This is a genomic window from Azomonas agilis, assembly GCF_007830255.1.
Taxonomy (GTDB): domain Bacteria; phylum Pseudomonadota; class Gammaproteobacteria; order Pseudomonadales; family Pseudomonadaceae; genus Azomonas; species Azomonas agilis.
Genome location: NZ_VLKG01000001.1, coordinates 481,798 through 502,936 on the forward strand (window position 1 = coordinate 481,798; position 21,139 = coordinate 502,936).

General features: G+C 52.2%; 21 protein-coding genes. 10 read left to right on the forward strand and 11 right to left on the reverse strand.

Annotated features, from left to right (window positions below):
• The first annotated feature begins 5 nt into the window (after positions 1 to 5).
• Together LX59_RS02220 and LX59_RS02225 are read left to right on the forward strand one after the other, a co-directional pair.
• A complete protein-coding gene (locus LX59_RS02220) occupies positions 6 to 599 on the forward strand; it encodes a phosphoheptose isomerase (protein ID WP_144570197.1) in 594 nt (197 codons plus the stop codon).
• Positions 596 to 1,171 (forward strand): BON domain-containing protein, encoded by a 576-nt coding sequence (locus LX59_RS02225; protein WP_144570198.1) that lies wholly within the window; start codon positions 596 to 598, stop codon positions 1,169 to 1,171. The genes LX59_RS02220 and LX59_RS02225 overlap by 4 nt, the downstream gene beginning before the upstream one ends.
• A gap of 14 nt (positions 1,172 to 1,185) precedes the next feature.
• Here LX59_RS02225 and LX59_RS02230 read toward each other — a convergent pair whose 3' ends face one another.
• The 9 genes from LX59_RS02230 to LX59_RS02270 all read right to left on the reverse strand — a co-directional run bounded on the left by LX59_RS02230 (position 1,186) and on the right by LX59_RS02270 (position 9,800).
• Complete coding sequence (locus tag LX59_RS02230; RefSeq protein ID WP_144570199.1) at positions 1,186 to 1,587, reverse strand: ClpXP protease specificity-enhancing factor; 402 nt, start codon at positions 1,585 to 1,587, stop codon at positions 1,186 to 1,188.
• Between the two features lie 135 nt (positions 1,588 to 1,722).
• Positions 1,723 to 2,502 (reverse strand): cytochrome c1, encoded by a 780-nt coding sequence (locus tag LX59_RS02235; protein ID WP_144570200.1) that lies wholly within the window; start codon positions 2,500 to 2,502, stop codon positions 1,723 to 1,725.
• The gene (locus tag LX59_RS02240) at positions 2,499 to 3,713 is read right to left on the reverse strand and encodes a cytochrome b (protein WP_144570201.1); all 1,215 of its coding nucleotides are present in this window, start codon (positions 3,711 to 3,713) and stop codon (positions 2,499 to 2,501) included. The genes LX59_RS02235 and LX59_RS02240 overlap by 4 nt, the downstream gene beginning before the upstream one ends.
• Positions 3,713 to 4,309: a ubiquinol-cytochrome c reductase iron-sulfur subunit gene (gene petA / locus LX59_RS02245; RefSeq protein ID WP_144570202.1), complete on the reverse strand. Its 597-nt coding sequence runs from the start codon at positions 4,307 to 4,309 to the stop codon at positions 3,713 to 3,715. Before petA ends, LX59_RS02240 begins: the two co-directional genes overlap by 1 nt.
• A gap of 243 nt (positions 4,310 to 4,552) precedes the next feature.
• Entirely contained in the window at positions 4,553 to 4,945 is a 393-nt protein-coding gene (gene rpsI / locus LX59_RS02250; RefSeq protein WP_144570203.1) for a 30S ribosomal protein S9, read from the reverse strand.
• 14 nt (positions 4,946 to 4,959) lie between these two features.
• Entirely contained in the window at positions 4,960 to 5,388 is a 429-nt protein-coding gene (rplM, locus tag LX59_RS02255; RefSeq protein WP_144570204.1) for a 50S ribosomal protein L13, read from the reverse strand.
• Positions 5,389 to 5,654: 266 nt separating this feature from the next.
• Complete coding sequence (gene aroE / locus LX59_RS02260) at positions 5,655 to 6,482, reverse strand: shikimate dehydrogenase (protein ID WP_144570205.1); 828 nt, start codon at positions 6,480 to 6,482, stop codon at positions 5,655 to 5,657.
• Positions 6,483 to 6,637: 155 nt separating this feature from the next.
• Positions 6,638 to 8,806 (reverse strand): malate synthase G, encoded by a 2,169-nt coding sequence (locus tag LX59_RS02265; RefSeq protein ID WP_144570206.1) that lies wholly within the window; start codon positions 8,804 to 8,806, stop codon positions 6,638 to 6,640.
• A gap of 236 nt (positions 8,807 to 9,042) precedes the next feature.
• Positions 9,043 to 9,800 (reverse strand): IS5 family transposase gene (locus LX59_RS02270; RefSeq protein WP_144570207.1). Its coding sequence is split into 2 segments (ribosomal slippage): positions 9,043 to 9,464 and positions 9,464 to 9,800, totalling 759 coding nucleotides; the frame shifts between segments, so codons are not numbered across the junction.
• 332 nt (positions 9,801 to 10,132) lie between these two features.
• Between LX59_RS02270 and LX59_RS02275 the strand changes: the two genes are divergently transcribed.
• The 7 genes from LX59_RS02275 to LX59_RS02305 all read left to right on the forward strand — a co-directional run bounded on the left by LX59_RS02275 (position 10,133) and on the right by LX59_RS02305 (position 18,104).
• Positions 10,133 to 11,575, forward strand: a complete 1,443-nt coding sequence (locus LX59_RS02275) for a peptidoglycan DD-metalloendopeptidase family protein (protein ID WP_144570208.1) — start codon at positions 10,133 to 10,135, stop codon at positions 11,573 to 11,575.
• A gap of 9 nt (positions 11,576 to 11,584) precedes the next feature.
• Positions 11,585 to 12,679 (forward strand): anhydro-N-acetylmuramic acid kinase, encoded by a 1,095-nt coding sequence (locus tag LX59_RS02280; protein WP_144570209.1) that lies wholly within the window; start codon positions 11,585 to 11,587, stop codon positions 12,677 to 12,679.
• A 123-nt stretch (positions 12,680 to 12,802) separates the two neighbouring features.
• A complete protein-coding gene (locus LX59_RS02285) occupies positions 12,803 to 13,651 on the forward strand; it encodes a TIM44-like domain-containing protein (protein ID WP_144570210.1) in 849 nt (282 codons plus the stop codon).
• Positions 13,652 to 13,811: 160 nt separating this feature from the next.
• Positions 13,812 to 14,522 carry an ABC transporter ATP-binding protein gene (locus LX59_RS02290; RefSeq protein ID WP_425457464.1) on the forward strand — a complete coding sequence of 237 codons (711 nt, stop codon included), beginning with the start codon at positions 13,812 to 13,814 and terminating at the stop codon, positions 14,520 to 14,522.
• Positions 14,522 to 15,784, forward strand: a complete 1,263-nt coding sequence (locus LX59_RS02295) for an ABC transporter permease (RefSeq protein ID WP_144570212.1) — start codon at positions 14,522 to 14,524, stop codon at positions 15,782 to 15,784. The genes LX59_RS02290 and LX59_RS02295 overlap by 1 nt, the downstream gene beginning before the upstream one ends.
• A 16-nt stretch (positions 15,785 to 15,800) precedes the next feature.
• Positions 15,801 to 16,304 carry a DUF3299 domain-containing protein gene (locus LX59_RS02300; protein ID WP_144570213.1) on the forward strand — a complete coding sequence of 168 codons (504 nt, stop codon included), beginning with the start codon at positions 15,801 to 15,803 and terminating at the stop codon, positions 16,302 to 16,304.
• A 495-nt stretch (positions 16,305 to 16,799) separates the two neighbouring features.
• Positions 16,800 to 18,104, forward strand: coding sequence for an NAD(P)/FAD-dependent oxidoreductase (locus tag LX59_RS02305; protein ID WP_144570214.1), 1,305 nt, complete (start codon positions 16,800 to 16,802; stop codon positions 18,102 to 18,104).
• A 292-nt stretch (positions 18,105 to 18,396) separates the two neighbouring features.
• Here LX59_RS02305 and LX59_RS02310 read toward each other — a convergent pair whose 3' ends face one another.
• Both LX59_RS02310 and LX59_RS02315 read right to left on the reverse strand, forming a co-directional pair.
• A complete protein-coding gene (locus LX59_RS02310) occupies positions 18,397 to 19,137 on the reverse strand; it encodes an SDR family oxidoreductase (RefSeq protein ID WP_144570215.1) in 741 nt (246 codons plus the stop codon).
• Positions 19,138 to 19,262: 125 nt separating this feature from the next.
• On the reverse strand, positions 19,263 to 19,694 hold the full coding sequence (locus tag LX59_RS02315) for a hypothetical protein (protein ID WP_144570216.1): 432 nt from the start codon (positions 19,692 to 19,694) through the stop codon (positions 19,263 to 19,265).
• 134 nt (positions 19,695 to 19,828) lie between these two features.
• Between LX59_RS02315 and LX59_RS02320 the strand changes: the two genes are divergently transcribed.
• Positions 19,829 to 20,872: an IS110 family RNA-guided transposase gene (locus LX59_RS02320; RefSeq protein ID WP_144570217.1), complete on the forward strand. Its 1,044-nt coding sequence runs from the start codon at positions 19,829 to 19,831 to the stop codon at positions 20,870 to 20,872.
• Positions 20,873 to 21,139: the final 267 nt, after the last annotated feature.

Sequence of the window (21,139 nt, forward strand, 5' to 3'; positions counted from 1 at the left end):
CATCTATGGACGCTCAGTTACGAATTATCCAGCTCTTTCAAGCCAGCATTGAGACCAAACAAAAAGCCATGGACAGCCTCGTGCCCAGCATTGAGCGTGCAGGACAATTGATGGTCAATGTCTTATTAAACGACGGAAAAATCTTAGCCTGCGGCAATGGCGGCTCGGCGGGAGATGCTCAGCATTTTTCGTCGGAGTTACTCAACCGCTTTGAGCGGGAACGCCCCAGTCTGCCGGCGATTGCACTGACCACCGACAGCTCCACCCTAACCTCCATTGCCAACGACTACAGCTACAGCGAAGTGTTTTCCAAGCAAGTACGTGCCTTGGGACGCTCAGGCGATTTACTACTGGCCATATCCACCAGCGGTAACTCGGCGAATGTACTGCAAGCCATTCAAGCAGCCCATGATCGAGATATGCAGGTCGTGGCCTTAACCGGACGTGATGGCGGCAACTTAACCTCGTTATTGTTGCCAGAAGATATTGAAATCCGTGTTCCCTCACAGGTTACGGCTCGGATTCAAGAGGTACACTTATTGGTCATCCATTGCCTCTGTGATTTGATTGACAATCAATTGTTTGGGTTTGATGAATGAATGTCTTCCGTTATTTCGCAGTCTGTAGCTTGTTACTCAGCCTTATAGGCTGTACCTCTGTGGTTAACGCTACCCATGATGAGCCTATTCAGGATGATCGTGGGACGCGAACCCTAGGGCGTAAGATTGATGACTCCCTGATCGAAACCAAAGCATCCGTTAATATCTCCAAGGCACATCCTGAACTGGAGAGCGCTTCACACATCATTGTTGCCAGCTATAACGGCATTGTGTTGCTGGCTGGACAAACCCCTCGGCAAGAACTAAAACGGCTGGCTGAACAAGCCGTTGCCAGTATTCAAGGTGTCCGTGGGGTGCGTAATGAGCTGCAAATTACCAACCCCTCCTCGGCACTGGCACGCAGTACCGATGCTTGGCTAACCACGCGAATCAAAAGCGTCATGCTGACTGATAACAGTATTTCCAGCGCACGGATTCGCGTGATCACTGAAAATGGCATCGTCTATTTGATGGGGCTCGTTACCCGCCCAGAGGCAGACCGAGCCACCAATGCCGCGCAAGGAGTATCCGGTGTACAACGCATTGTGCGTGTATTTGAGTACATTGATTAGGACAAGAAACCCAACTACTTAACCACCTTCAGGCTAGGACGACCGGAAGGACGTGATCCGGAGTTATTATTGCCTTCATCCGGTTCGTCCCCGCCTTGTGGGGGAATAGGTTCAGCTTCAAAGACCATTCCTTTACCATTTTCTCGGGCGTAAATCGCTAAAATTGCTCCCATAGGCACTAGGATTTGATGTACCACTCCCGAGAAGCGTCCATCAAAACTGATCTCTTCATTACCCATCTCTAACTGACGCACTGCATTGGGTGAAACATTCAGCACCATCTGGTCGTTTTGAGCATAGCCTTCCGGCACTTGAACCTTGGGATATCCCGTATTCACTAACAAATGCGGCGTACAATCGTTATCCACAATCCATTGATACAGCGCCCGGATCAGATACGGCCGGTTTGAAGTCATCAGTATCTACCTCTGATTGCCTAAATTCAGAACGGGAATACACTCCCCGAACCCTATCAGGGTACTGGCAATTCCCCCTAAAAAACAAACGCGCCCCACTGAGGCGCGTTGTTTTAGGTACAAAATCAAAGGGCTTTAGTGTACATCCTTCCAGTATTCTCGCTTTAATAGATAAGCAAATACAAAGAACACCACCAAAAACAGCAGAACGTAGGTACCAATGCGTTGGCTTTCTAATTTGACCGGGTTAGCCGAGTAGGCCAAGAAGGTCACCAGATTTTTCACCAACTCATCATACTCAGACTCAGATAAAGAGCCGGTACCAGGAACCACAGCCATGACCCCACACTCCTCGCGGGTTAAGGGCACGCCGGTTAGTGGATCGTATTGTTTACGCCCCTGCTCCACCAAAGGCACTTGCTTACAGCCTATGGCTCTACGGCCTTGCAGTGAAATCAGCGCATGAGGCATACCTACGTTGGGAAACACACTGTTGTTCACCCCATAGGGCCGATGCGGATCATCGTAAAAGCTACGCAAATAGCTATACAACCAATCAGTGCCTCGTACCCGAGCCACCAGCGTTAAATCTGGAGGAGCCGCGCCAAACCAAACTTTGGCTTCTCTAGGTTGCATGGCGGATTGCATGTGATCGCCAATTTTGGCCCCAGTAAACACCGTGTTTTTCAACATGATGTCTTCAGGAATCCCCAAATCCTTCGCTACTCGCTCATAGCGTTGGTATTGAGCTCCATGACAGCCTTGGCAATAGTTGACGAAGGTGCGTAAGCCATCTTGCATGGCGGCTTTATCCGTCAAGTCAATCTCAACCGAATCAAGGGCAGTAACTCCTGCCGCAGCGAAGGAAAACGAAGGCATCAGCGCCAATAAAAATACTGCAAAGTGCTTTTTCATGAGCCTGTCACCCGATCTGGAACCGCTTTGGTTTTTTCAATGCTGGTATACAGCGGCATCAACAGGAAGTAGGCGAAATAAACCACCGCACATACACGCGATACCCAAGTACGTTCTGGCGTTGGAGCCAACACACCCAGCACCCCAAGGGTGATAAAAGAAATACAAAAAGCGATCAAAGCAATGCGGCTGAGCCAACCTTTATAGCGCATGGATTTAACTGGACTGCGATCCAACCACGGCAGCACAAACAGCATGGCAATCGCGCCACCCATCGCCATTACACCCATCAGCTTATCGGGAACAGCGCGTAAAATGGCGTAAAACGGGGTGAAATACCAAACAGGGGCAATATGCTCAGGGGTTTTGAAGGCGTTGGCGGGCTCGAAGTTGGGGCGCTCCAGAAAATAGCCACCACCCTCTGGGAAAAAGAACACCACGGCGCAGAACACAAACAGAAATACCGCTACACCCACTAGATCCTTAACGGTGTAATAAGGATGGAAGGGAATACCGTCTAGGGGCCGACCCTGCTCATCTTTATGCTTTTTGATCTCTATTCCGTCGGGGTTATTGGAGCCCACCTCATGCAAGGCCAGTATGTGTAAAACCACCAACCCCAAGATCACAATGGGCAGAGCAATCACATGCAGGGCAAAAAAGCGGTTTAGGGTAATCCCTGAAACCAGATAATCGCCGCGAATCCACTGAGTCAGGTCTTCGCCGATCACAGGAATGGCGCCAAACAGGGAGATAATCACCTGCGCACCCCAATAAGACATCTGCCCCCACGGCAATAAGTAGCCCATAAAGGCTTCAGCCATCAGAGCCAGATAAATGAACATCCCCAAAATCCACACCAACTCACGGGGCTTTTGATAAGAGCCATACAGCAAGCCACGCAGCATGTGCAGATAGATGACGATGAAAAAAGCTGAAGCCCCCGTAGAGTGCAGATAGCGGATAATCCAGCCGTACTCCACATCCCGCATGATGTACTCAACTGAGGCAAAAGCTCCCGTAGCCGAAGGCTCGAAACTCATGGTTAACCAAATACCCGTCAAGATCTGGTTAACCAATACCAGCAGAGCTAAAGAACCAAAGAAGTACAGAATGTTGAAGTTTTTCGGAGCGTAGTACCGCGTTAAGTGGTCTTCGACCATCTTAGTCACGGGTAAGCGTGCATCAATCCAATCCATGATCTTGCTCATCACGCCTGCTCCTTAGGATCAACCCCTATGACAATGATGTCGTCCGTCTCATAAAAATAAGGCGGAACCGGTAAATTCAGGGGTGCTGGCTGGGCTTTATACACTCGTCCCGCTAAATCGTAGCGAGAACCGTGGCAGGGGCAAAAATATCCCCCCAACCAACTCGCACCTAAATCAGCTGGTGCAATTTCAGGCCGAAAGGAAGGGGCACATCCCAAATGAGTACAAAGACCTACTACCACCAAAATTTCGGGTTTAATGGATCGGTACTGAGCATGAACATAAGTTGGCTGTCTGGATTCCTTAGACTCTGGATCGGCAACAGCTCCGTTTAATTGGTCTAAATGAGTCAAGATACTGGGGTCGCGGCGTAAAATAAAAACGGGTTGTCCCCGCCATTCAGCCACTATCTGCTGCCCCGGTTCAATCTTGCTGATATTCACCTTTACAGGTGCCCCTGCTGCCTTGGCCCTAGCGCTTGGAAACCAAGATCCCACAAAGGGAACTGCGGCTCCCACCGCCCCAGCAGCACCCACTACAGAGGTGGCGGCTACTAGGAAACGCCGGCGGCCCGTGTTAACGCCGTCATAGCTCATTCAGTCGTCTCCCATCAGTTTCTTATAGTTGCTTTATCTGACTTTCTGCTGCGGCTTGTATAAAGATCGGACAAATTAGAAAGTCTGTAAAATGGTAAGCATCCCCTTTTTTTGTGGCAAGGCACGCAGATCATGACAAAGCATGGCACAGGCCTAAATACTGCGGTATAGCCTTAGCTCATCAATTCGCTTTGGCAAAAAAAATGCCCGGTTTCGAACCGGGCATTTTTGACCACCAACCGATTAACGCTTGGAGTATTGTGGACGCTTACGCGCTTTGCGCAGACCCACTTTCTTACGTTCTACTTCACGAGCATCGCGGGTTACAAAACCTGCTTTACGCAGTGTGCTACGCAGGGTTTCATCGTACTCGATCAGAGCGCGAGTGATACCGTGACGGATAGCACCGGCTTGACCACTGATACCACCACCTTCAACAGTGATGTACAGGTCAAACTTCTCAACGGTTTCAGTCAGCTCTAGGGGCTGACGTACTACCATGCGTGCGGTTTCGCGACCGAAGAAATTTTCTAAGGTGCGATTGTTGATGGAAATGTTGCCAGTGCCCGGACGCAGGAATACGCGGGCAGTTGCAGTCTTGCGACGGCCTGTGCCGTAATTTTGAGTCGCCGACATAATGAACTACTCCGTTAAATCTTCAGTTCTTGGGGCTGTTGAGCAGTGTGTGGGTGGGCTGTGCCTTTGTACACTTTCAGCTTACGGTACATGTCACGACCCAGTGGGTTTTTCGGCAGCATGCCTTTAACCGCGATTTCAATCACACGCTCAGGAGCACGGTCGATCAACTTGTCAAAGCTGATGGATTTGATGCCACCTGGAAAACCCGAGTGAGAGTAGTACATTTTGTCGCTGGCTTTAGCACCAGTAACCTGCACTTGTTCGGCATTGATGACTACGATGTAGTCGCCAGTATCCACGTGAGGGGTGTACTCTGGCTTGTGTTTGCCACGCAGACGGCGGGCAATTTCAGTGGCCAGACGACCCAGGGTCTGACCGGCAGCGTCGACGACATACCAGTCGCGCTTTACGGTTTCCGGCTTGGCAGTAAAAGTCTTCATTAGTTATAGCCTCAGAGGGCCGCTCTTCATACAGGACGGCGAATCTTACTGGATAGTGCTTGCCCCAGCAAAGCTAGGACGGGCCGGAAACAGACACTGTCGGGGGCTCGGGTCAAAGCGTCCGCATTCGGCAAAACTACGGCAGGCTAGGCATCCCCTACCGATTGTTTATATTCGACGGGCTATAGGCATCCCCGACGAAGGTGCAAAATTATCCAGATTATTGGAAAAATAGCAATCCGTAAGCGGCCTAATTACACAGAAACTTAGCCTGCTTGCACTTGTTCACGCAATAAAGACAACACTGATTGCGTTTCAGGACGAACACCCCGCCACAGTGCAAAAGACTCCGCCGCCTGCTCCACCAACATACCCAGACCATCCAAAGCCCTAGCAGCCCCGCACTCTAAAGCCCATTGGTTAAACGCCGTTGGCTCTTTGGAATACATCATGTCATAGCACAGGGTATGCCCTGCCTGAACGCAAAGCACTGGAATGGGCGGAACGGCCCCAGAAAGGCTGGCTGAAGTACCGTTAATAATCAGGTCAAAGGGGGTCTGTAGTGCTTCAAAGTGGCTGACCTCTACCAAACCAAAATCAGCAAACAGACTCGCCAAATGCGCGGCCTTCTCCTCAGTACGGTTGGCAATCACCAAACGGGCAGGCTGCTGCGCCAATAAAGGCTCCAGCACACCCCGCACTGCACCACCAGCCCCCAACAGTAAAATATTAAGGCCCGTTAGAGAAATTCCAGCGTTATTACTGAGATCGTTGACCAATCCCGCTCCATCGGTGTTATCCCCAAGCAGGGAGCCATCGGCTTGGCGCTTGAGTGTATTCACTGCCCCAGCAAGACGCGCCCGCTCAGTGAGTTGATCTGCCAAGCGATAAGCATCCTCTTTAAAGGGTACTGTGATGTTAGCGCCTTGCCCCTGCTGGAAAAAATCCTTAGCGACGCTCGTAAAGTCATCCAGCGGAGCCAAAATAGCCTCATAGGTCAAATCTTGGCCAGTTTGCTGGGCAAATAGCCGATGGATCTGGGGGGATTTACTGTGGGCAATAGGATTGCCAAAAACAGCGTAGCGGTCAGTCACAGGGATACCTCGTTAAAGCCCAACAAAAGCATGGGCCAATTAGGGTGAGAGAGTCCCCGTAATAAAATACGAAGGGCCACCCTGACCGCAACAGGATGGCCCCTTTTTATACAGAACCCCTTATCTTTATACAGAACCCCTTATCACCCGATTAATCAAGCATTTTTGGCTTTGAACTCGCGGCGACGGCGGTGCAGAACCGGCTCGGTATAGCCGTTGGGCTGCTTCGTACCCTCAACCACCAACTCAACGGCAGCTTGGAAAGCCACGCCATCAAAGCTAGGTGCCATAGGACGATACAGTGGATCTTCGGCGTTTTGGCGGTCTACCACCACGGCCATGCGCTTCAGGGTTTCCATCACCTGATCCAGCGTGCACACGCCATGACGCAGCCAGTTAGCAATGTGCTGGCTGGAAATACGCAGAGTAGCGCGGTCTTCCATCAGGCCGACATCGTTGATGTCCGGCACTTTGGAGCAGCCCACACCCTGATCAATCCAACGCACGACATAGCCGAGGATACCCTGAGCATTATTGTCCAGCTCTTGCTGAACCTCCTCAGGTGTCCAGTTGGCGCTTGGGGCCAGCGGAATGGTCAGGATATCGTCTACGGACGCGCGCTCACGCTTGGCCAGTTCTTGCTGACGGGCAAACACATCGACCTTGTGGTAGTGCAAGGCGTGTAGCGCGGCAGCCGTGGGCGAAGGAACCCAAGCGGTGTTGGCACCAGCCAGCGGATGACCGATTTTCTGCTCCAACATGGCGGCCATCAGATCGGGCATGGCCCACATGCCTTTACCGATTTGCGCACGACCCGGCAGACCCGTGGCCAGACCGTTGTCCACGTTCCAGTTTTCGTAGGCCTTGATCCAAACGGCGTTTTTGATGTCGCCTTTACGGATAAAGGGGCCAGCTTCCATGGAGGTATGGATTTCATCGCCGGTACGATCCAAGAAGCCGGTGTTGATAAACACCACGCGCTCGCTGGCGGCTTTGATACAGGCCTTGAGGTTAACCGTGGTGCGGCGCTCCTCATCCATGATGCCGACTTTCAGGGTGTTACGGGGCAGGCCCAGCACATCCTCAACGCGACCGAAGATTTCGTTGGTGAAGGCGACTTCTTCAGGGCCGTGCATTTTCGGCTTCACGATGTAGACGCTGCCGGTGCGGCTGTTCTTACGGCTGGTGTTGCCGTTCAGGTTGTGGATGGCCACCAGACTGGTCACCAGACCGTCCATGATGCCTTCCGGTACTTCAAAGCCGTCTTTGTCGATGATTGCATCGTTGGTCATCAGGTGACCGACGTTGCGGATAAACAGCAATGAACGACCGTGCAGCGTCAGACTACCGCCCGCTGGCGTGCTGTATTCACGATCTGGGTTCATGGTACGGGTGAAGGTGCTGCCGCCCTTGCTGACTTCCTCCGACAGGTCGCCCTTCATCAGGCCCAGCCAGTTGCGGTAGACGATGACTTTGTCATCCGCATCCACAGCTGCTACCGAGTCTTCGCAGTCCATGATGGTGGTCAGAGCCGCTTCCATCAGGATGTCTTTCACGCCGGCGGCATCGGTTTGGCCAATGGCGTTTTTGGGGTCGATCTGGATTTCAAAGTGCAGGCCGTTGTGCTTGAGCAGCACGGCTTTCGGCGCACTGGCTTCACCTTGGAAACCGGCCAGTTGGGCTGGGTTTTTCAGGCCAGTGCTGCCAGATTTCAGGCTGACCAACAGCTGACCGCCTTCAATACGGTAGCCGGTCGCATCTTTATGGGAACCGCTTTCCAGTGGAGCCGCTTGATCCAAAAACTCACGACCAAAGGCGATGACTTTGTCACCACGGACTTTGTTGTAGCCCTTACCTTTTTCCGCTCCATCGGTCTCCGGAATAGCATCGGTGCCGTACAGCGCGTCGTACAACGAACCCCAACGGGCGTTGGCGGCGTTGAGGGCAAAACGGGCATTCATTACCGGTACGACCAGCTGCGGGCCAGCGGTGAAGGCAATTTCAGCGTCCACGTTCTGAGTGGTGGCCGCAAAATCAGCGGGCTCAGGCAGCAGGTAGCCGATTTCTTGCAGGAAGGCCTTATAGGCCGCTGCATCATGGCCTTGACCGGCACGGGCTTGGTGCCAAGCATCGATTTGGGCTTGCAGAGCATCACGCTTGGCCAGCAGAGCACGGTTTTTAGGAGCCAGATCATGGATGACGCTGGCAGCGCCGGCCCAGAAGGACTCGGCAGACACGCCGGTGCCGGGAATGGCTTCGTTGTTTACGAAGTCGTACAGGACTTTGGCGACCTGCAGGCCACCGACTTGAATGCGCTCAGTCATCACTTGCCTCACTCGTTGTAGAATCTGACGCTGCCTAAAAGCGAGCATCGGTAGGGCTGCCGTCCGGGTCTGTAACACCGGCTACAGCATGGAATCCCCTTATGAATTGGCGATGACGGACTTGGGAATCCCGTTTTGTAGTCCGTCTTTGCGCATACTACATGAAGCAACGAGGAAAAACAGGGGGGGAAATTAGTCTGGGTGTAAAACCTGAGTCAACTAGGGCCTGTTGAGATTCATCGTGAATTGATAATGGCTGCGACAAGATTGACCATGGCGTAAAAGCTCGCATCGGTCTTGTCACAACGCATGGCAATTCGTTTGAACTCTTTGAGTTTGCAAAAGAAGTTCTCGATCAGATGCCGACACTTGTAAATCTCCAAGTCAATGTCCAGAGGTGCTCTGCGTTGCGAGCTCTGGGAAATCACGACCTTAGCGCCTCGCTGGTTTAAATCAGCAATCAGCCCGTTGGCATCGAAGGCTTTATCAGCGATCAAGCCATCAAACTCAACGTCTTTGATCAAGGGAGCAATCCCCGTAATATCGTGGCGTTGCCCAGGTAGTAGGATAAAGCGCACCAAGTTCCCCAAAGCATCTGTCAGGGCCAGTATCTTGCTCGTCATGCCACCTCTGGACTTGCCTATGGCCTGGCTTTGAGTCCCCCTTTTGCGCCTTGGCCATGGCGATGAACCTTTACGATGGTCGCGTCGACCATCGCATATTCCATGTCGGGTTCATCGCTTACAGCATCGAATAGACGCTGGAAGACATCGGCCTTCACCCAGTCCCGAAACCGTTTGAAAACAGTATTCCAATGACCGAGTTCAGCCGGGAGGTCGCGCCATGGACTGCCGGTACGGGCAATCCATAGAACGGCTTCGATAAAGCGTCGATTATTGGTACCACTACGGCCTGGATCGCTTGGCTTACCTAGGCAATGTGGTTCCATCTTCGCCCATTGGGCGTCTGTGAGTACGAGTCTGACCATTCCCATACTTCATCACAGGAAACTGGAGCGGGAAAGCTGAATCTCAACAGGCCCTAGCCTTTATCCTTAAATAAGGCTATAGCAAGCTAAAGAACGCCGACCTTATACCGATATGCTGCACACAATCACAAAACGGCGCATACGCTCAAACCTCCACCTCTTTAAATGCCTCTACAGACCTCAAAAATTGGAACCAAATGAAAAACACTGAATAAATAACCAGTTATATCAATTTCAAACTGCCATCAAGGCCCAGACTTATGGTGATTTAGGGTTGCCTCGGGGTAGCTTTGCTTATACTTTAGGCGGCTGTTTTGACTACCTAATGCCATCCCCCCATGATGATGTTCGCTCAAAAAAAGCCACGTTATCCCAAAGGACATCTACTGGCAGCCAGTGGCATCGCGGCCGTGCTCAGTTTCGCCCTATTAATCTTTCCTTCGCGGCAAGTAGAGGCCAAACGTAGCTTACTGGAATACAACTTCGATGCCAGCCAAGAATTCAAAGCCTTAGAACAGGATTTACGTGAAGCAGTTGAAAGTGGATCGGGTTCCGAAGCTCTTGAAGATCAGGTTACGGACACTAGCATTGATAACCCCTTTCCTAGGCTGCCTCATGCTGCAAAGCTCCCCGATAAGGATGCAGAGTCTAGTGCCCCCCAGACGGCTAAGGCTTCTGTTAGAAAAATACAGGTAAAGCAAGGGGATACCCTGTTCTCAGTCTTCACCAAAGCCGGCTACCCATCTACGCTAGCCCACGACATTCTCAAGACAACGCCTGAATCCAAAGTATTTACCCAAATCAAACGAGGACAGACGTTAGAGTTTCATGCCAATGCGCAGGGGCAACTGCACCAAGTACGCACCCAAACTAAAGATCACGGAAACCTGATCTTAGAACGCAATGAGACGGGCCAAGGTTATAGCCTGAAAACAGAGCACTCCAAACCCCAAACCGGCTCAGCCTATACCTTTGGCGTAATCAACAGCAGCCTTGTTGAATCTGCGCGCAGTGTGGGTTTGAGCTATGCCTTGACGATGGATCTGGCCAAAATTTTTGGCTACGACATTGATTTTGCTTTAGATCTGCAAAAAGGTGACACCTTTGAAGTCATCTACGAAGAAAAGCAAGTCAAGGGTAAAAACATCGGGGCAGGTCATATCTTAGCCGCTCGCTTCACCAACCAAGGCAAAACCTATACGGCCATACGCTATAAGGCTAAAGGAGGCGGTTGGGAATACTACAACGCTCAGGGTGACAGTATGCGTAAAGCCTTTATCCGTACTCCGGTGGATGTTGCGCGCATTACCTCCGGTTTTTCTGCCGGTCGCCGTCACCCGATTTTGAATAAAATTCGCGCCCACAAAGGCGTAGATTACGCAGCCCCCACCGGAACACCGATTCGAAGTTCAGGTAACGGTAAAATCGTGATGGCCGGTCGCAACGGTGGCTATGGTAATACGGTCATCATTCAACACGGTCAGCGTTATCGCACTTTGTATGCCCACATGCAGGGTTTTGCGCGGGGTATTCGTGAGGGGAGTAACGTCAAACAAGGCCAAATTATCGGCTATATTGGTACCACGGGCCTATCTACCGGGCCGCATTTGCATTATGAGTTTCAGGTCGATGGACAGCACATTGATCCTCTAAGTGAAAAGCTTCCAACGACCAATCCGCTGGTGGCCGGAGAAAAAACGCGCTTCCTGCAAATGAGCCGATCCTTATTAGCCCGTATGGATCAAGAGAAATCGACACTGTTAGCCTTAAATCAACTTTAGGAAGCTCTGATGCCACTCTATGCAGGTGTGATGTCTGGAACCAGTCTTGACGGTATTGATCTGGTTTTAGTTGAGCAAACCACAGAACCTCGCTTGCTGGAAACACACTACCTACCGATGCCAGAACCCCTACGCCAATCTTTACTGGCGCTTTGTAGTTCTGGCCCCGATGAAATCGTGCGCAGCGCCTTGGCAGAGCAACACTGGGTTCGATTGGCGGCTCAGGGTATCCAAGAGCTTTTAGAAAAGGCGCAGCGTCCTGCATCCTCAATCCGTGCGATAGGCAGCCACGGGCAAACCATTCGCCATATGCCCCAAGAAGGTTTCAGCGTCCAAATTGGTAATCCTGCGTTATTGGCCGAATTAACTGGCATTAGCGTGGTGGCTGATTTTCGGCGGCGCGATCTGGCCGCAGGCGGCGAAGGAGCCCCTTTAGTTCCTGCCTTTCATGAGGCACTTTTTGCCCACCCTAGTCGAGTGCGGGCGCTGTTGAATATTGGTGGTTTCTCCAATGTCAGCCTTTTAACGCCTCAACAAGCAGTGCAGGGGTTTGATTGTGGCCCCGGCAACGTACTGATGGATTTGTGGATTTGTCACCAAAAAGGCCTAAGCTACGATGCTCATGGCGCTTGGGCGGCCACTGGGCGCGTTCGGCCTGAGCTGCTCACACAACTCTTAAGCGACGATTTTTTTGCGGCTACGGGGCCTAAAAGTACAGGTCGAGAGCGGTTTAATTTAACTTGGCTCAAAGATCATCTTGCCGTTTTGCCCCACAGCCTGCCCGCTGAAGACGTACAAGCTACTCTGTTGGAGCTGACGGCTCGCAGCATCAGTGATGCCTTAACCCGCACCCAACCTCAAGCCGAAGACATTTTTGTTTGTGGCGGCGGAGCCCACAACACCAAGCTCTTAGAGCGCTTACAACAATTACTGGCCCCCAGCACCCTGCAAACAACGGCAGCCTTAGGTGTTGATCCTGATTGGATGGAGGCTATGGCTTTTGCGTGGCTGGCTCACTGCTGTTTAGAAGGGATTCCAGCCAATCGCCCCAGTGTTACAGGAGCCCTTGGCCTACGCATATTAGGCGCTATTTATCCCGCCTAAGGCCTTGTTTTGTTGTACATATCCAGCAACACAACAAAACAAAGGTCTGAACGCTTTCAGCTAGGTTCTGGCAGACTAGATAGGTCACGATCCTCACGGATCCTATTCCTTAGGAATATTTCTATGCAACGTATTCTGAGTCTGTTCATGGCGTTCAGTATCGCCTTAACGCTGAGCTTTGATGCCTCAGCTAAACGTATGGGAGGCGGCAACAGCTTAGGTTCTGCACCCAGCCATCAAAGTCGTGATGCCAGCCCCAGCACCCCTGCTCCTGTGGCCAACCCTCAAGCGCGCCCACAACAGCAACCTGCCGCCAGCGGTGCTTCTCGTTGGCTTGGCCCCTTAGCTGGCTTGGCAGCCGGTGGCCTGTTGGCAGCACTGTTTATGGGGGGCGGCTTTGAGGGCATCCAGTTCCTCGATATCCTGCTGCTGGCGCTGATTGCCTTTGGCATTTTCTACTTCATCCGTAAGCGTCGTCAGCAACAGCAGCCTGCGATGGCCGGTCATCCCTCCAGCATGAACCGCGAAATACCAAGTGCTCAGGCTAATCAGGGGGGCTTATTCAATTCTGCAACCGCCCAACCCGCCCCGATTAAAGCGCCGGTTTGGTTCAATGAGCAGAGTTTTATCGAGGCCGCCCGTGAGCACTTCACCAGCTTACAGCGCTACTGGAACGTCAACGATATGGACAGCATTGCGGACTTTGTCACCCCCAATATGCTGGCTTTACTCAAGCAAGAACGTGAGCGCCTAGGTTCAGCCCACCAAACTACCCAAATCGAAAACCTGCACATCCAATTGGATGGCGTGGATGATTTGGCGGATAAAACCGTGGCTACCCTGACCTTTAGCGGTCTGAGCAAAGAGCATCAGTTCGACCAAGGCGAGCGCTTTAGCGAAAGCTGGCGTATGGAGCGCTTACAGGGCAATAACCAGCCTTGGCTGATTGCCGGTATTCGTCAAAACATCTAATGATTTAGGCGTTATCGGAGTAAAAAGGGACAGGCCAAGCACTGTCCCTTTTCTATTTGGGGCCTTCTCTTTATGCTCACTAGCCCATTTGGGTAAACGGATATTAAAAGCTGTGCCCTCAAGTAGCTGTCATCAGATCAACCCCTTATAAGGCCTCCTGATGCAACCCACCCTTGAACTAACGCACGTACAATTTTCTTGGCCCCAGCAACCAGAGCTGCTGCTTAATATTCCTCAGCTTCAATTAGCCGCTGGGGAATGCCTGTTCCTACACGGCCCTAGCGGTAGTGGTAAAACCACGCTGTTGGGGCTTTTAAGCGGCATCCAAAAGCCGACCCAAGGCCGCATTTGCATTCTAGGACAGGATTTATCTCAGCGATCAGCGGGGGCGAGAGATCATTTTCGAGCCGATCATACTGGCTACATATTCCAACAATTTAATCTGTTGCCCTTTCTCAGCGTGCAGGAAAATGTGGAGCTGAGTTGCCGTTTCTCCAAACGCCGCGCTCAACGGGCTCAACAACAGCACGGCAGCCAAGGCCAAGCAGCCAAGCATCTGCTGCAACACTTGGGCTTGCCCAGCCCTCTTTGGTCACAGCGGGCAGATAGCCTGTCAGTAGGTCAACAACAGCGCGTAGCCGCCGCGCGCGCCCTGATCGGCCAACCGGAGCTGATTATTGCCGATGAGCCCACCTCTGCGCTGGATGCTGACAGCCGGGCTGCTTTTCTGGAGCTGTTATTTTCTGAATGCCAAGCTGTGCAAGCCAGCTTGCTGTTTGTGAGTCATGACTTGAGCTTGGCTCCGCTCTTTCAACGCAGCCTATCTTTGCCTGAATTGAATCAGGCGCACCCTGTTGTGGGAGCCTGCTGATGTATTTATTGCGTTTAGCGTGGGCTAGTTTATTAAACCGCCGATTCACCGCCTTATTAACCCTGTGCAGCATCGCCTTATCCGTAGCCCTGCTATTGGCCGTGGAGCGAGTACGGGTTGAAGCCAGAGCCAGCTTTGCCGGTACGGTCAGCGGTACAGATCTGGTGGTAGGTGCGCGCTCCGGCTCGGTGAATTTGCTGCTGTATTCAGTGTTCCGGATTGGTAATGCCACCAACAATATCCGCTGGGAAAGCTTCCAGCACTACGCTCAGCATCCCCAAGTACGCTGGGCCATTCCTCTATCCTTGGGCGACTCCCACCGCGGCTATCGTGTATTAGGCACATCCGAAGCTTATTTTGAGCATTATCGCTACGGGCAAAATCAAGCGTTAGAGCTAGCTGAAGGGCGCGCCTTTGCTGAAGATCCCTTTGAAGTAGTGCTCGGATCTGAGGTAGCTAAAAGCCTGAACTACCGCTTAGATCAGTCGTTGGTGTTAGCCCACGGTGTAGCCACCATCAGCTTAGTGCAACACGAGGATAAGCCCTTTCGGGTGGTGGGGATTTTAAAGCCTACTGGAACACCGGTAGATCGTACCCTGCATGTCCCACTGTCCGGCATTGAAGCGATGCACATTGATTGGCAAGGTGGTATGCCCTCCGCAGCCCAGCGTATCAGCGCCGATCAAGCCCGTCAGTTAGCCCTCACGCCCAAGGCTATTACTGCTTTTTTATTGGGATTGAACTCCAAGATTGCCACCTTTGCGGTGCAACGCGATATCAACCAATACTCGGGCGAACCCTTACTGGCTATTTTGCCCGGTGTCGCCTTGCAAGAACTCTGGGGTTTGATGAGTACCGCAGAACAAGCCTTATTTCTAATCTCGCTGTGTGTCGTCTTTGTTGGACTACTGGGCATGCTGACAGTGATTCTGGCCAGCTTAAACGAGCGGCGGCGAGAGATGGCGATTTTACGCTCCGTAGGCGCACGCCCTTGGCATATTGCGGGACTCTTGATGTTTGAGTCTTTAGCACTAGCCGCCTTGGGCATCTTGGCGGGATGCTCCTTGGTATCCCTGGGCATTTGGCTGGCCCAAGATGCAGTACAAGCACATTATGGGCTCTACCTACCCTTAGCTTGGCCAAGCACCTACGAGCTCATTTTATTGGGCACAGTCCTCAGTGCGGCTTGGCTGATGGGCCTAATTCCGGCTTGGCGTGCTTACCGTCAATCATTGGCGGATGGTCTGTCCATTCACTCTTAGAGGAAGCTTTTCACTCATGTTGCCTTTGCTGCTACCCATCCTCTTGTATCTGGTGCTGGCTCCCAACCTCTGGGCCGCAGAGCCGCCCCGTGCGTTGGCGTGGGCAGAAATGGTTCCCGCCCATGCTAAGCCTCTAGGCCAACCGTTAGTGTCCCACGATGGAGGAGAAACCGGCCCTCGAATGGCCCAAACTCTAACCAATGCCCCTGTAGTTGCGGAGCTTGAGGGGCAAACCATCAAGCTCCCCGGCTATATGGTGCCTCTGAGCTACGACACGCAGCAGCGGGTTACTGAATTTCTATTAGTGCCTTATTTCGGTGCTTGTATTCATGTACCCCCGCCACCCTCCAACCAAATTGTGTATGTTCAGGTTTCTCCCGGGGTAGTACAGGAGGCTCTATACCAACCTTTTTGGATTGAAGGCCCGTTAAAAGTACAGCAAACCAGCAGTGAACTGGCTGAAACGGGTTACTTTATGCAGGCTAATCGCGTGTACCCTTACGAGTTACCCAAACCTTAATATCTATATAAAAAGCCATACAACGATCGCACCAAGAGTGCTCAATTTCCTATAAATTGCAGGGTTAATTTCAAAAAAGCGCTCCACAATAGGGCGCTTTTATTTGATTTAGATCAAACTTTTTTAGGATCTACTCGGCTTCCATACTAGCCAATGGTCTAATATTCCCCCCTAAGCCATCCCAATCTTGGATTTGCGACCTATTGCCGCGCGTCAATAAGTGCCGCTATCTCCAGCCAACTGCATATTTTCCTGCATTCAATCCAAATATTCCTAGCGCTTATTTGACGCAGTATTTAAACAAATAAGTGGCATTCGACTTGCTTACGAGAGACTTAAGAACTACGGGCATAAACCTAAAATACGGCACTTGGATGCTGGTCGGTACGCCCACTTTCATGGGATCTTCCTCAGGCCTTTTCTTCTAGCCATGTCATGTCCCAAAGCGATGTGACCGGCCTATTCAACTCTGAACCTAAAGGAAATTTGATTGTTATGGCTCATAGAATCCTGATTGTTGGCGGTGGTGCTGGTGGATTGGAACTGGCTACACGCTTAGGTCGCACTCTGGGTAAACAAGGCAAAGCTACCATCACCTTGGTAGACAAAAACCTCACCCACCTTTGGAAGCCCTTGCTGCACGAAGTTGCCGCTGGTTCCCTGAACACCTCAGAAAATGAGCTGAACTACGTGGCTCAAGCTAAGTGGAACCACTTCAATTTTGAAATCGGTACCTTCTGTGGCCTTGATCGCGACGCTAAGCAAATTCAACTGGCGGCGATTCAAAACGATAAAGGCGAAGAGGTCGTTCCTCCACGCTCATTAGACTACGATACGCTCGTATTGGCCGTTGGCAGCCGCACCAATGACTTTGGTACCCAAGGAGCTGCTGCACACTGCATCTTCCTAGATAATCTGCAACAAGCAGTTAATTTCCACCAAATGCTGCTAAACCACTATCTGGCAGCGCACTCCACCCACAAAGAACAAACCGAAGGCAAAATCAGTGTTGCCATCGTAGGGGCCGGTGCTACCGGTGTTGAGCTATCGGCTGAACTGCACCATGCGGCTCGTGAACTGGCCGCTTATGGCTTGAAAGGAATCCGTCCAGAAAATATGGACATTACCCTGATTGAAGCCGGCCCCAAGGTATTGCCTGCTTTGGGTGATCGCATCAGCAAACCCGTCCACGAGACACTGGAAAAGCTAGGTGTGACTGTCCTCACCTCCGCCCCCGTACAAGAGGTTACTGCTGAGGGCATGAAGATCGTTGATGGCCGCTTCATTCCAGCCAGCCTGAAAGTTTGGGCTGCCGGTATTCGCGGTCATGCCCAGATGAAAGGCATCGCCGGCTTGGAAACCAACCGTATTGACCAACTGATCGTGCGTCAAACCCTGCAAACCACGCTGGACGATAATATCTTTGCTTTTGGCGACTGTGCTGCCTGTCCTTTGTCTGAAGGTAATGAGCGTAACGTACCGCCTCGTGCTCAAGCTGCTCACCAACAAGCCTCTATGCTGACCAAATCCCTGATCGGTCGCTTAGAAGGCAAACCGCTGCTCAAATACAAATACCGCGACCACGGCTCATTGGTTTCGCTGTCTCTGTTTAGCGCCGTAGGCAACCTGATGGGCAACCTAATGGGCGATGTAAAACTGGAAGGCTGGCTGGCCCGTATGTTTTACATCTCTCTGTACCGTATGCACCAAGTCGCTCTGTACGGAGCCTTCCGTACCCTGCTCTTAGTATTAAGCGACCGTATTGGCCGTAGTACAGAGCCGCGCCTGAAACTGCACTAAGTTTGGCTTGATGCACAAAAACGGCATAGTCCTCGACCGACTATGCCGTTTTGTTTTTGTGGGCTGTTTTATTTTTAGCAGTATTTATTTCAATCCTAGTCTTAATCATCGCTCTTGCAGTAATGCAAGGCCAACAATGACCCTTATGATCGATTGACCACGCGCACACTACAGAATGGCCAGAGTACTGAGCTCGCAACAGGCCGGATACACGAGTGTAACCGCGCTCGAAAAGCTATTGCTCACTGCTTGTGGGGGGAGTCCATATATGAATTGTTAGAGTGCAGCCCGATTACTGCATGATTAATCCACCATCGACTGCATACTGACTGCCCGTTACATAGGAAGAGGCATTGGACAAAAGGAATAGTGCCACGGCTGCCGCCTCCTCTGATGTTCCAACTCGCTGTAAGGGAACCTGATTTACTACAAAGCTCTCGAACCCTTCGCGCGCTTCATCTGGGAGAAAACTTCTAAAGTTCGTTGCGATTGGCCCGGGTACAAGCGTATTTACTCGAATCCCACGATGAGCAACGGCACTTGCCCAAGAGCGGGCAGCGGCCAGCAATGCCCCTTTTGATGCGGCGTATAGACTCGTTGCGGCCGCTCCCTCATAGACAGAACTAGATGCAGTAACAACAATAGAGCCATTGTCGTTGATCAGTGCCGACAGCGCAGCAAGTTGAAGCAAGGGGCCGCGTACATTTATATCCATGATCTGGTTGTACGTGGGGACAGTGATTTCCTCAAGAGGCCCAATTCGCGCAATCGCTGCATTGAGCCAAAGGCCGTCCAATCTGCCAATCTTCTCTACCTGACTGGCAAGATCAGTACCAGTTGTTGGACTGCCTGAGTCATTCTCCAGTACGACAGCGTCACTCCCAAGTTCTTGCTGCGCAGCGTTCAGACGTTCTGGGTTTAGGCCGGTAATTATGATGCGACCGCCACCCTTGGAGATTTGTTTGGCAGCAGACAGGCCCATGCCACTTGTGCCACCAGTGATTAGATATGTCTTATCTTTAAATTCGTACACGATATCCTTTCCCTTCACTGCACTCTAACGTTTGACGTGAGGGGCCGCCGAAGCGGCGAAGCCGTGAAGGGAACCTACAAGCGTAGCTTGTAGGCGGTCCCTCTCGACGGAATTGTTAGGCGAATTCATACCCCTCTACTTTTTCCGAGTTCGAGTATAGCGTCACACAAATGACACGCAAAAATCACGATGTCGTTCCCAACACTCTTCACGGCCTCTCTTTCATAGCGATATCGAGCAACAGTGAATATGTCGTTGAATTTTGCAAGAGAAGCACGAACGTCGTATGTCGAATCTATTTGACTTGAGAATCTGATGATTTCAGCCTGATCTGCAACATCTATCTTGGAGAATAAGTCGGTTAGTGGGTGCCCGCGCTGTGTGCTGGGGTATCCATGTTTGTCTTCTTGTGCGAGAAATGACTTCAGAAAAATCTCGATTGATAGTGCGGCCAGAACTGCGGCCGGCCAAAGCTTCATCTCTTTGACGAGGCTCTCGGCGGCCTCTAAGTATTCTCGTCCAAGAATCCATACTTTTGCGTTGGGTATTTTTTCCATGGGACAGGCTCCTTTGCCTAACGCTTGAGTTAAGCCGTGCCGCGAAGCGGCATCGGCTTGAATGCTGTAATGGGCTCTCCCCACGCCACGGTTCTATACCGAAGTAACGACGTTTGCTGAGTGGGAGAGCAGTGATGAAGCGCATCGCAGTTGATCTGGCCAAGTCCATTTACCAAGTTGCTGAGAGTGTCCATTCTGGCCAAGTGGTGCAGCGTAAACGGCTGAACCGGGTGGCGTTTCGGCAATATATACAGGAGCAGAGCGAGCCCGTCGAATGGGTGATGGAAGCCTGCGGCACCGCTCACTATTGGGGGCGCACGATGCAAGCACAGGGGCATGCAGTGATGTTGATTCATCCACGCTACGTGCGGCCCTATCGCCGGCGCAACAAGACTGATCGCAACGACTGCGATGCCATGCTCGAAGCGGCCCGCTGTCGCGATATTCATCCAGTGCCGGTAAAAACCCACGAACAACAGCAGGTGCAGCAACTGCATGGCCTGCGTGAAACCTGGAAGAAGAGCCGTACCCAGCGTATCAACCTGCTACGCGGCTTCTTGCGTGAGGCGGGGATTGAAGCGCCCAGCAGCACCGCCACGTTTCTGCGCGCCGCGCATGAGCTAATCGAGCGGCCTGAGCTGGCACTGCTGCGGCCTCAACTGCAGATTGTTCTGGCCGAGATCAACCTGTACGCGCAGTGCATGTCCGAGTGCGAGCAACAGCTCAAGCGCTGGCACGCCGCCGACGAAGTCGTACGCAAACTGGATGAAGTCAGTGGCATTGGCCTGCTGACCGCCAGCGCCCTGACCGCCGCTGTTGGAAAACCAGAACGCTTTGCCAGCGGCAGGCAACTGAGCGCTTGGCTGGGCATGACGCCACGCGAGTTCAGTAGCGGCGACCGCCGCAAACTCGGCCATATCAGCCGACAGGGCAACGTCTATGTGCGCACCCTGTTGATCCATGGCTCCCGAGCCGCCTTGCTGGCTGCCCAACGCTGCCAGGCGCGCACGCCGGAGAAGCTAACGCACTTACAGCGATGGGTTGTAGAAACAGCAGCGCGGATCGGCCACAACAAAGCGGCGGTAGCCCTGGCCAACAAGCTGGTACGGATCTGCTGGGCAGTTTGGTGCCACGAGCGGCGGTTCAATGGCAACTGGCAGAGCACAAAGCTCGCCTAACGGCGGGGGTAATCAGTAAAGATGTGATGGTTTTCTGGTGGTTGTGGTGAACAGCAGCACTGTCGGAACAGGCGAGTCCTGCAGCGGAACAAGGCCGATAACAATGATGATCCCCGTGATCGATTGAACGCTTGGCCCCCGCTGCGCGAACTACAGCATGGCCAGGGCGTAAGCGCCCAGAACAGGCCGGATATACGAATGCAACCGCGCTGACGACAGGTGCAAAAGCAAAGCTTTGCTCACTACTTGTGGGGAGAGTCCATATAC

Bases quoted from the DNA above. Each gene is read 5' to 3' on its own strand.
- LX59_RS02300 (WP_144570213.1), top strand. From the start codon at position 15,801: ATGTTGCCTTTGCTGCTACCCATCCTCTTGTATCTGGTGCTGGCTCCC.
- LX59_RS02220 (WP_144570197.1), top strand. From the start codon at position 6: ATGGACGCTCAGTTACGAATTATCCAGCTCTTTCAAGCCAGCATTGAG.
- LX59_RS02235 (WP_144570200.1), bottom strand. From the start codon at position 2,502: ATGAAAAAGCACTTTGCAGTATTTTTATTGGCGCTGATGCCTTCGTTT.
- petA (WP_144570202.1), bottom strand. From the start codon at position 4,309: ATGAGCTATGACGGCGTTAACACGGGCCGCCGGCGTTTCCTAGTAGCC.
- rpsI (WP_144570203.1), bottom strand. From the start codon at position 4,945: ATGTCGGCGACTCAAAATTACGGCACAGGCCGTCGCAAGACTGCAACT.
- rplM (WP_144570204.1), bottom strand. From the start codon at position 5,388: ATGAAGACTTTTACTGCCAAGCCGGAAACCGTAAAGCGCGACTGGTAT.
- LX59_RS02295 (WP_144570212.1), top strand. From the start codon at position 14,522: ATGTATTTATTGCGTTTAGCGTGGGCTAGTTTATTAAACCGCCGATTC.
- LX59_RS02315 (WP_144570216.1), bottom strand. From the start codon at position 19,694: ATGGAAAAAATACCCAACGCAAAAGTATGGATTCTTGGACGAGAATAC.
- LX59_RS02320 (WP_144570217.1), top strand. From the start codon at position 19,829: ATGAAGCGCATCGCAGTTGATCTGGCCAAGTCCATTTACCAAGTTGCT.
- LX59_RS02285 (WP_144570210.1), top strand. From the start codon at position 12,803: ATGCAACGTATTCTGAGTCTGTTCATGGCGTTCAGTATCGCCTTAACG.
- LX59_RS02290 (WP_425457464.1), top strand. From the start codon at position 13,812: ATGCAACCCACCCTTGAACTAACGCACGTACAATTTTCTTGGCCCCAG.
- LX59_RS02305 (WP_144570214.1), top strand. From the start codon at position 16,800: ATGGCTCATAGAATCCTGATTGTTGGCGGTGGTGCTGGTGGATTGGAA.
- LX59_RS02275 (WP_144570208.1), top strand. From the start codon at position 10,133: ATGATGATGTTCGCTCAAAAAAAGCCACGTTATCCCAAAGGACATCTA.
- LX59_RS02230 (WP_144570199.1), bottom strand. From the start codon at position 1,587: ATGACTTCAAACCGGCCGTATCTGATCCGGGCGCTGTATCAATGGATT.
- LX59_RS02240 (WP_144570201.1), bottom strand. From the start codon at position 3,713: ATGAGCAAGATCATGGATTGGATTGATGCACGCTTACCCGTGACTAAG.
- LX59_RS02265 (WP_144570206.1), bottom strand. From the start codon at position 8,806: ATGACTGAGCGCATTCAAGTCGGTGGCCTGCAGGTCGCCAAAGTCCTG.
- LX59_RS02225 (WP_144570198.1), top strand. From the start codon at position 596: ATGAATGTCTTCCGTTATTTCGCAGTCTGTAGCTTGTTACTCAGCCTT.
- LX59_RS02280 (WP_144570209.1), top strand. From the start codon at position 11,585: ATGCCACTCTATGCAGGTGTGATGTCTGGAACCAGTCTTGACGGTATT.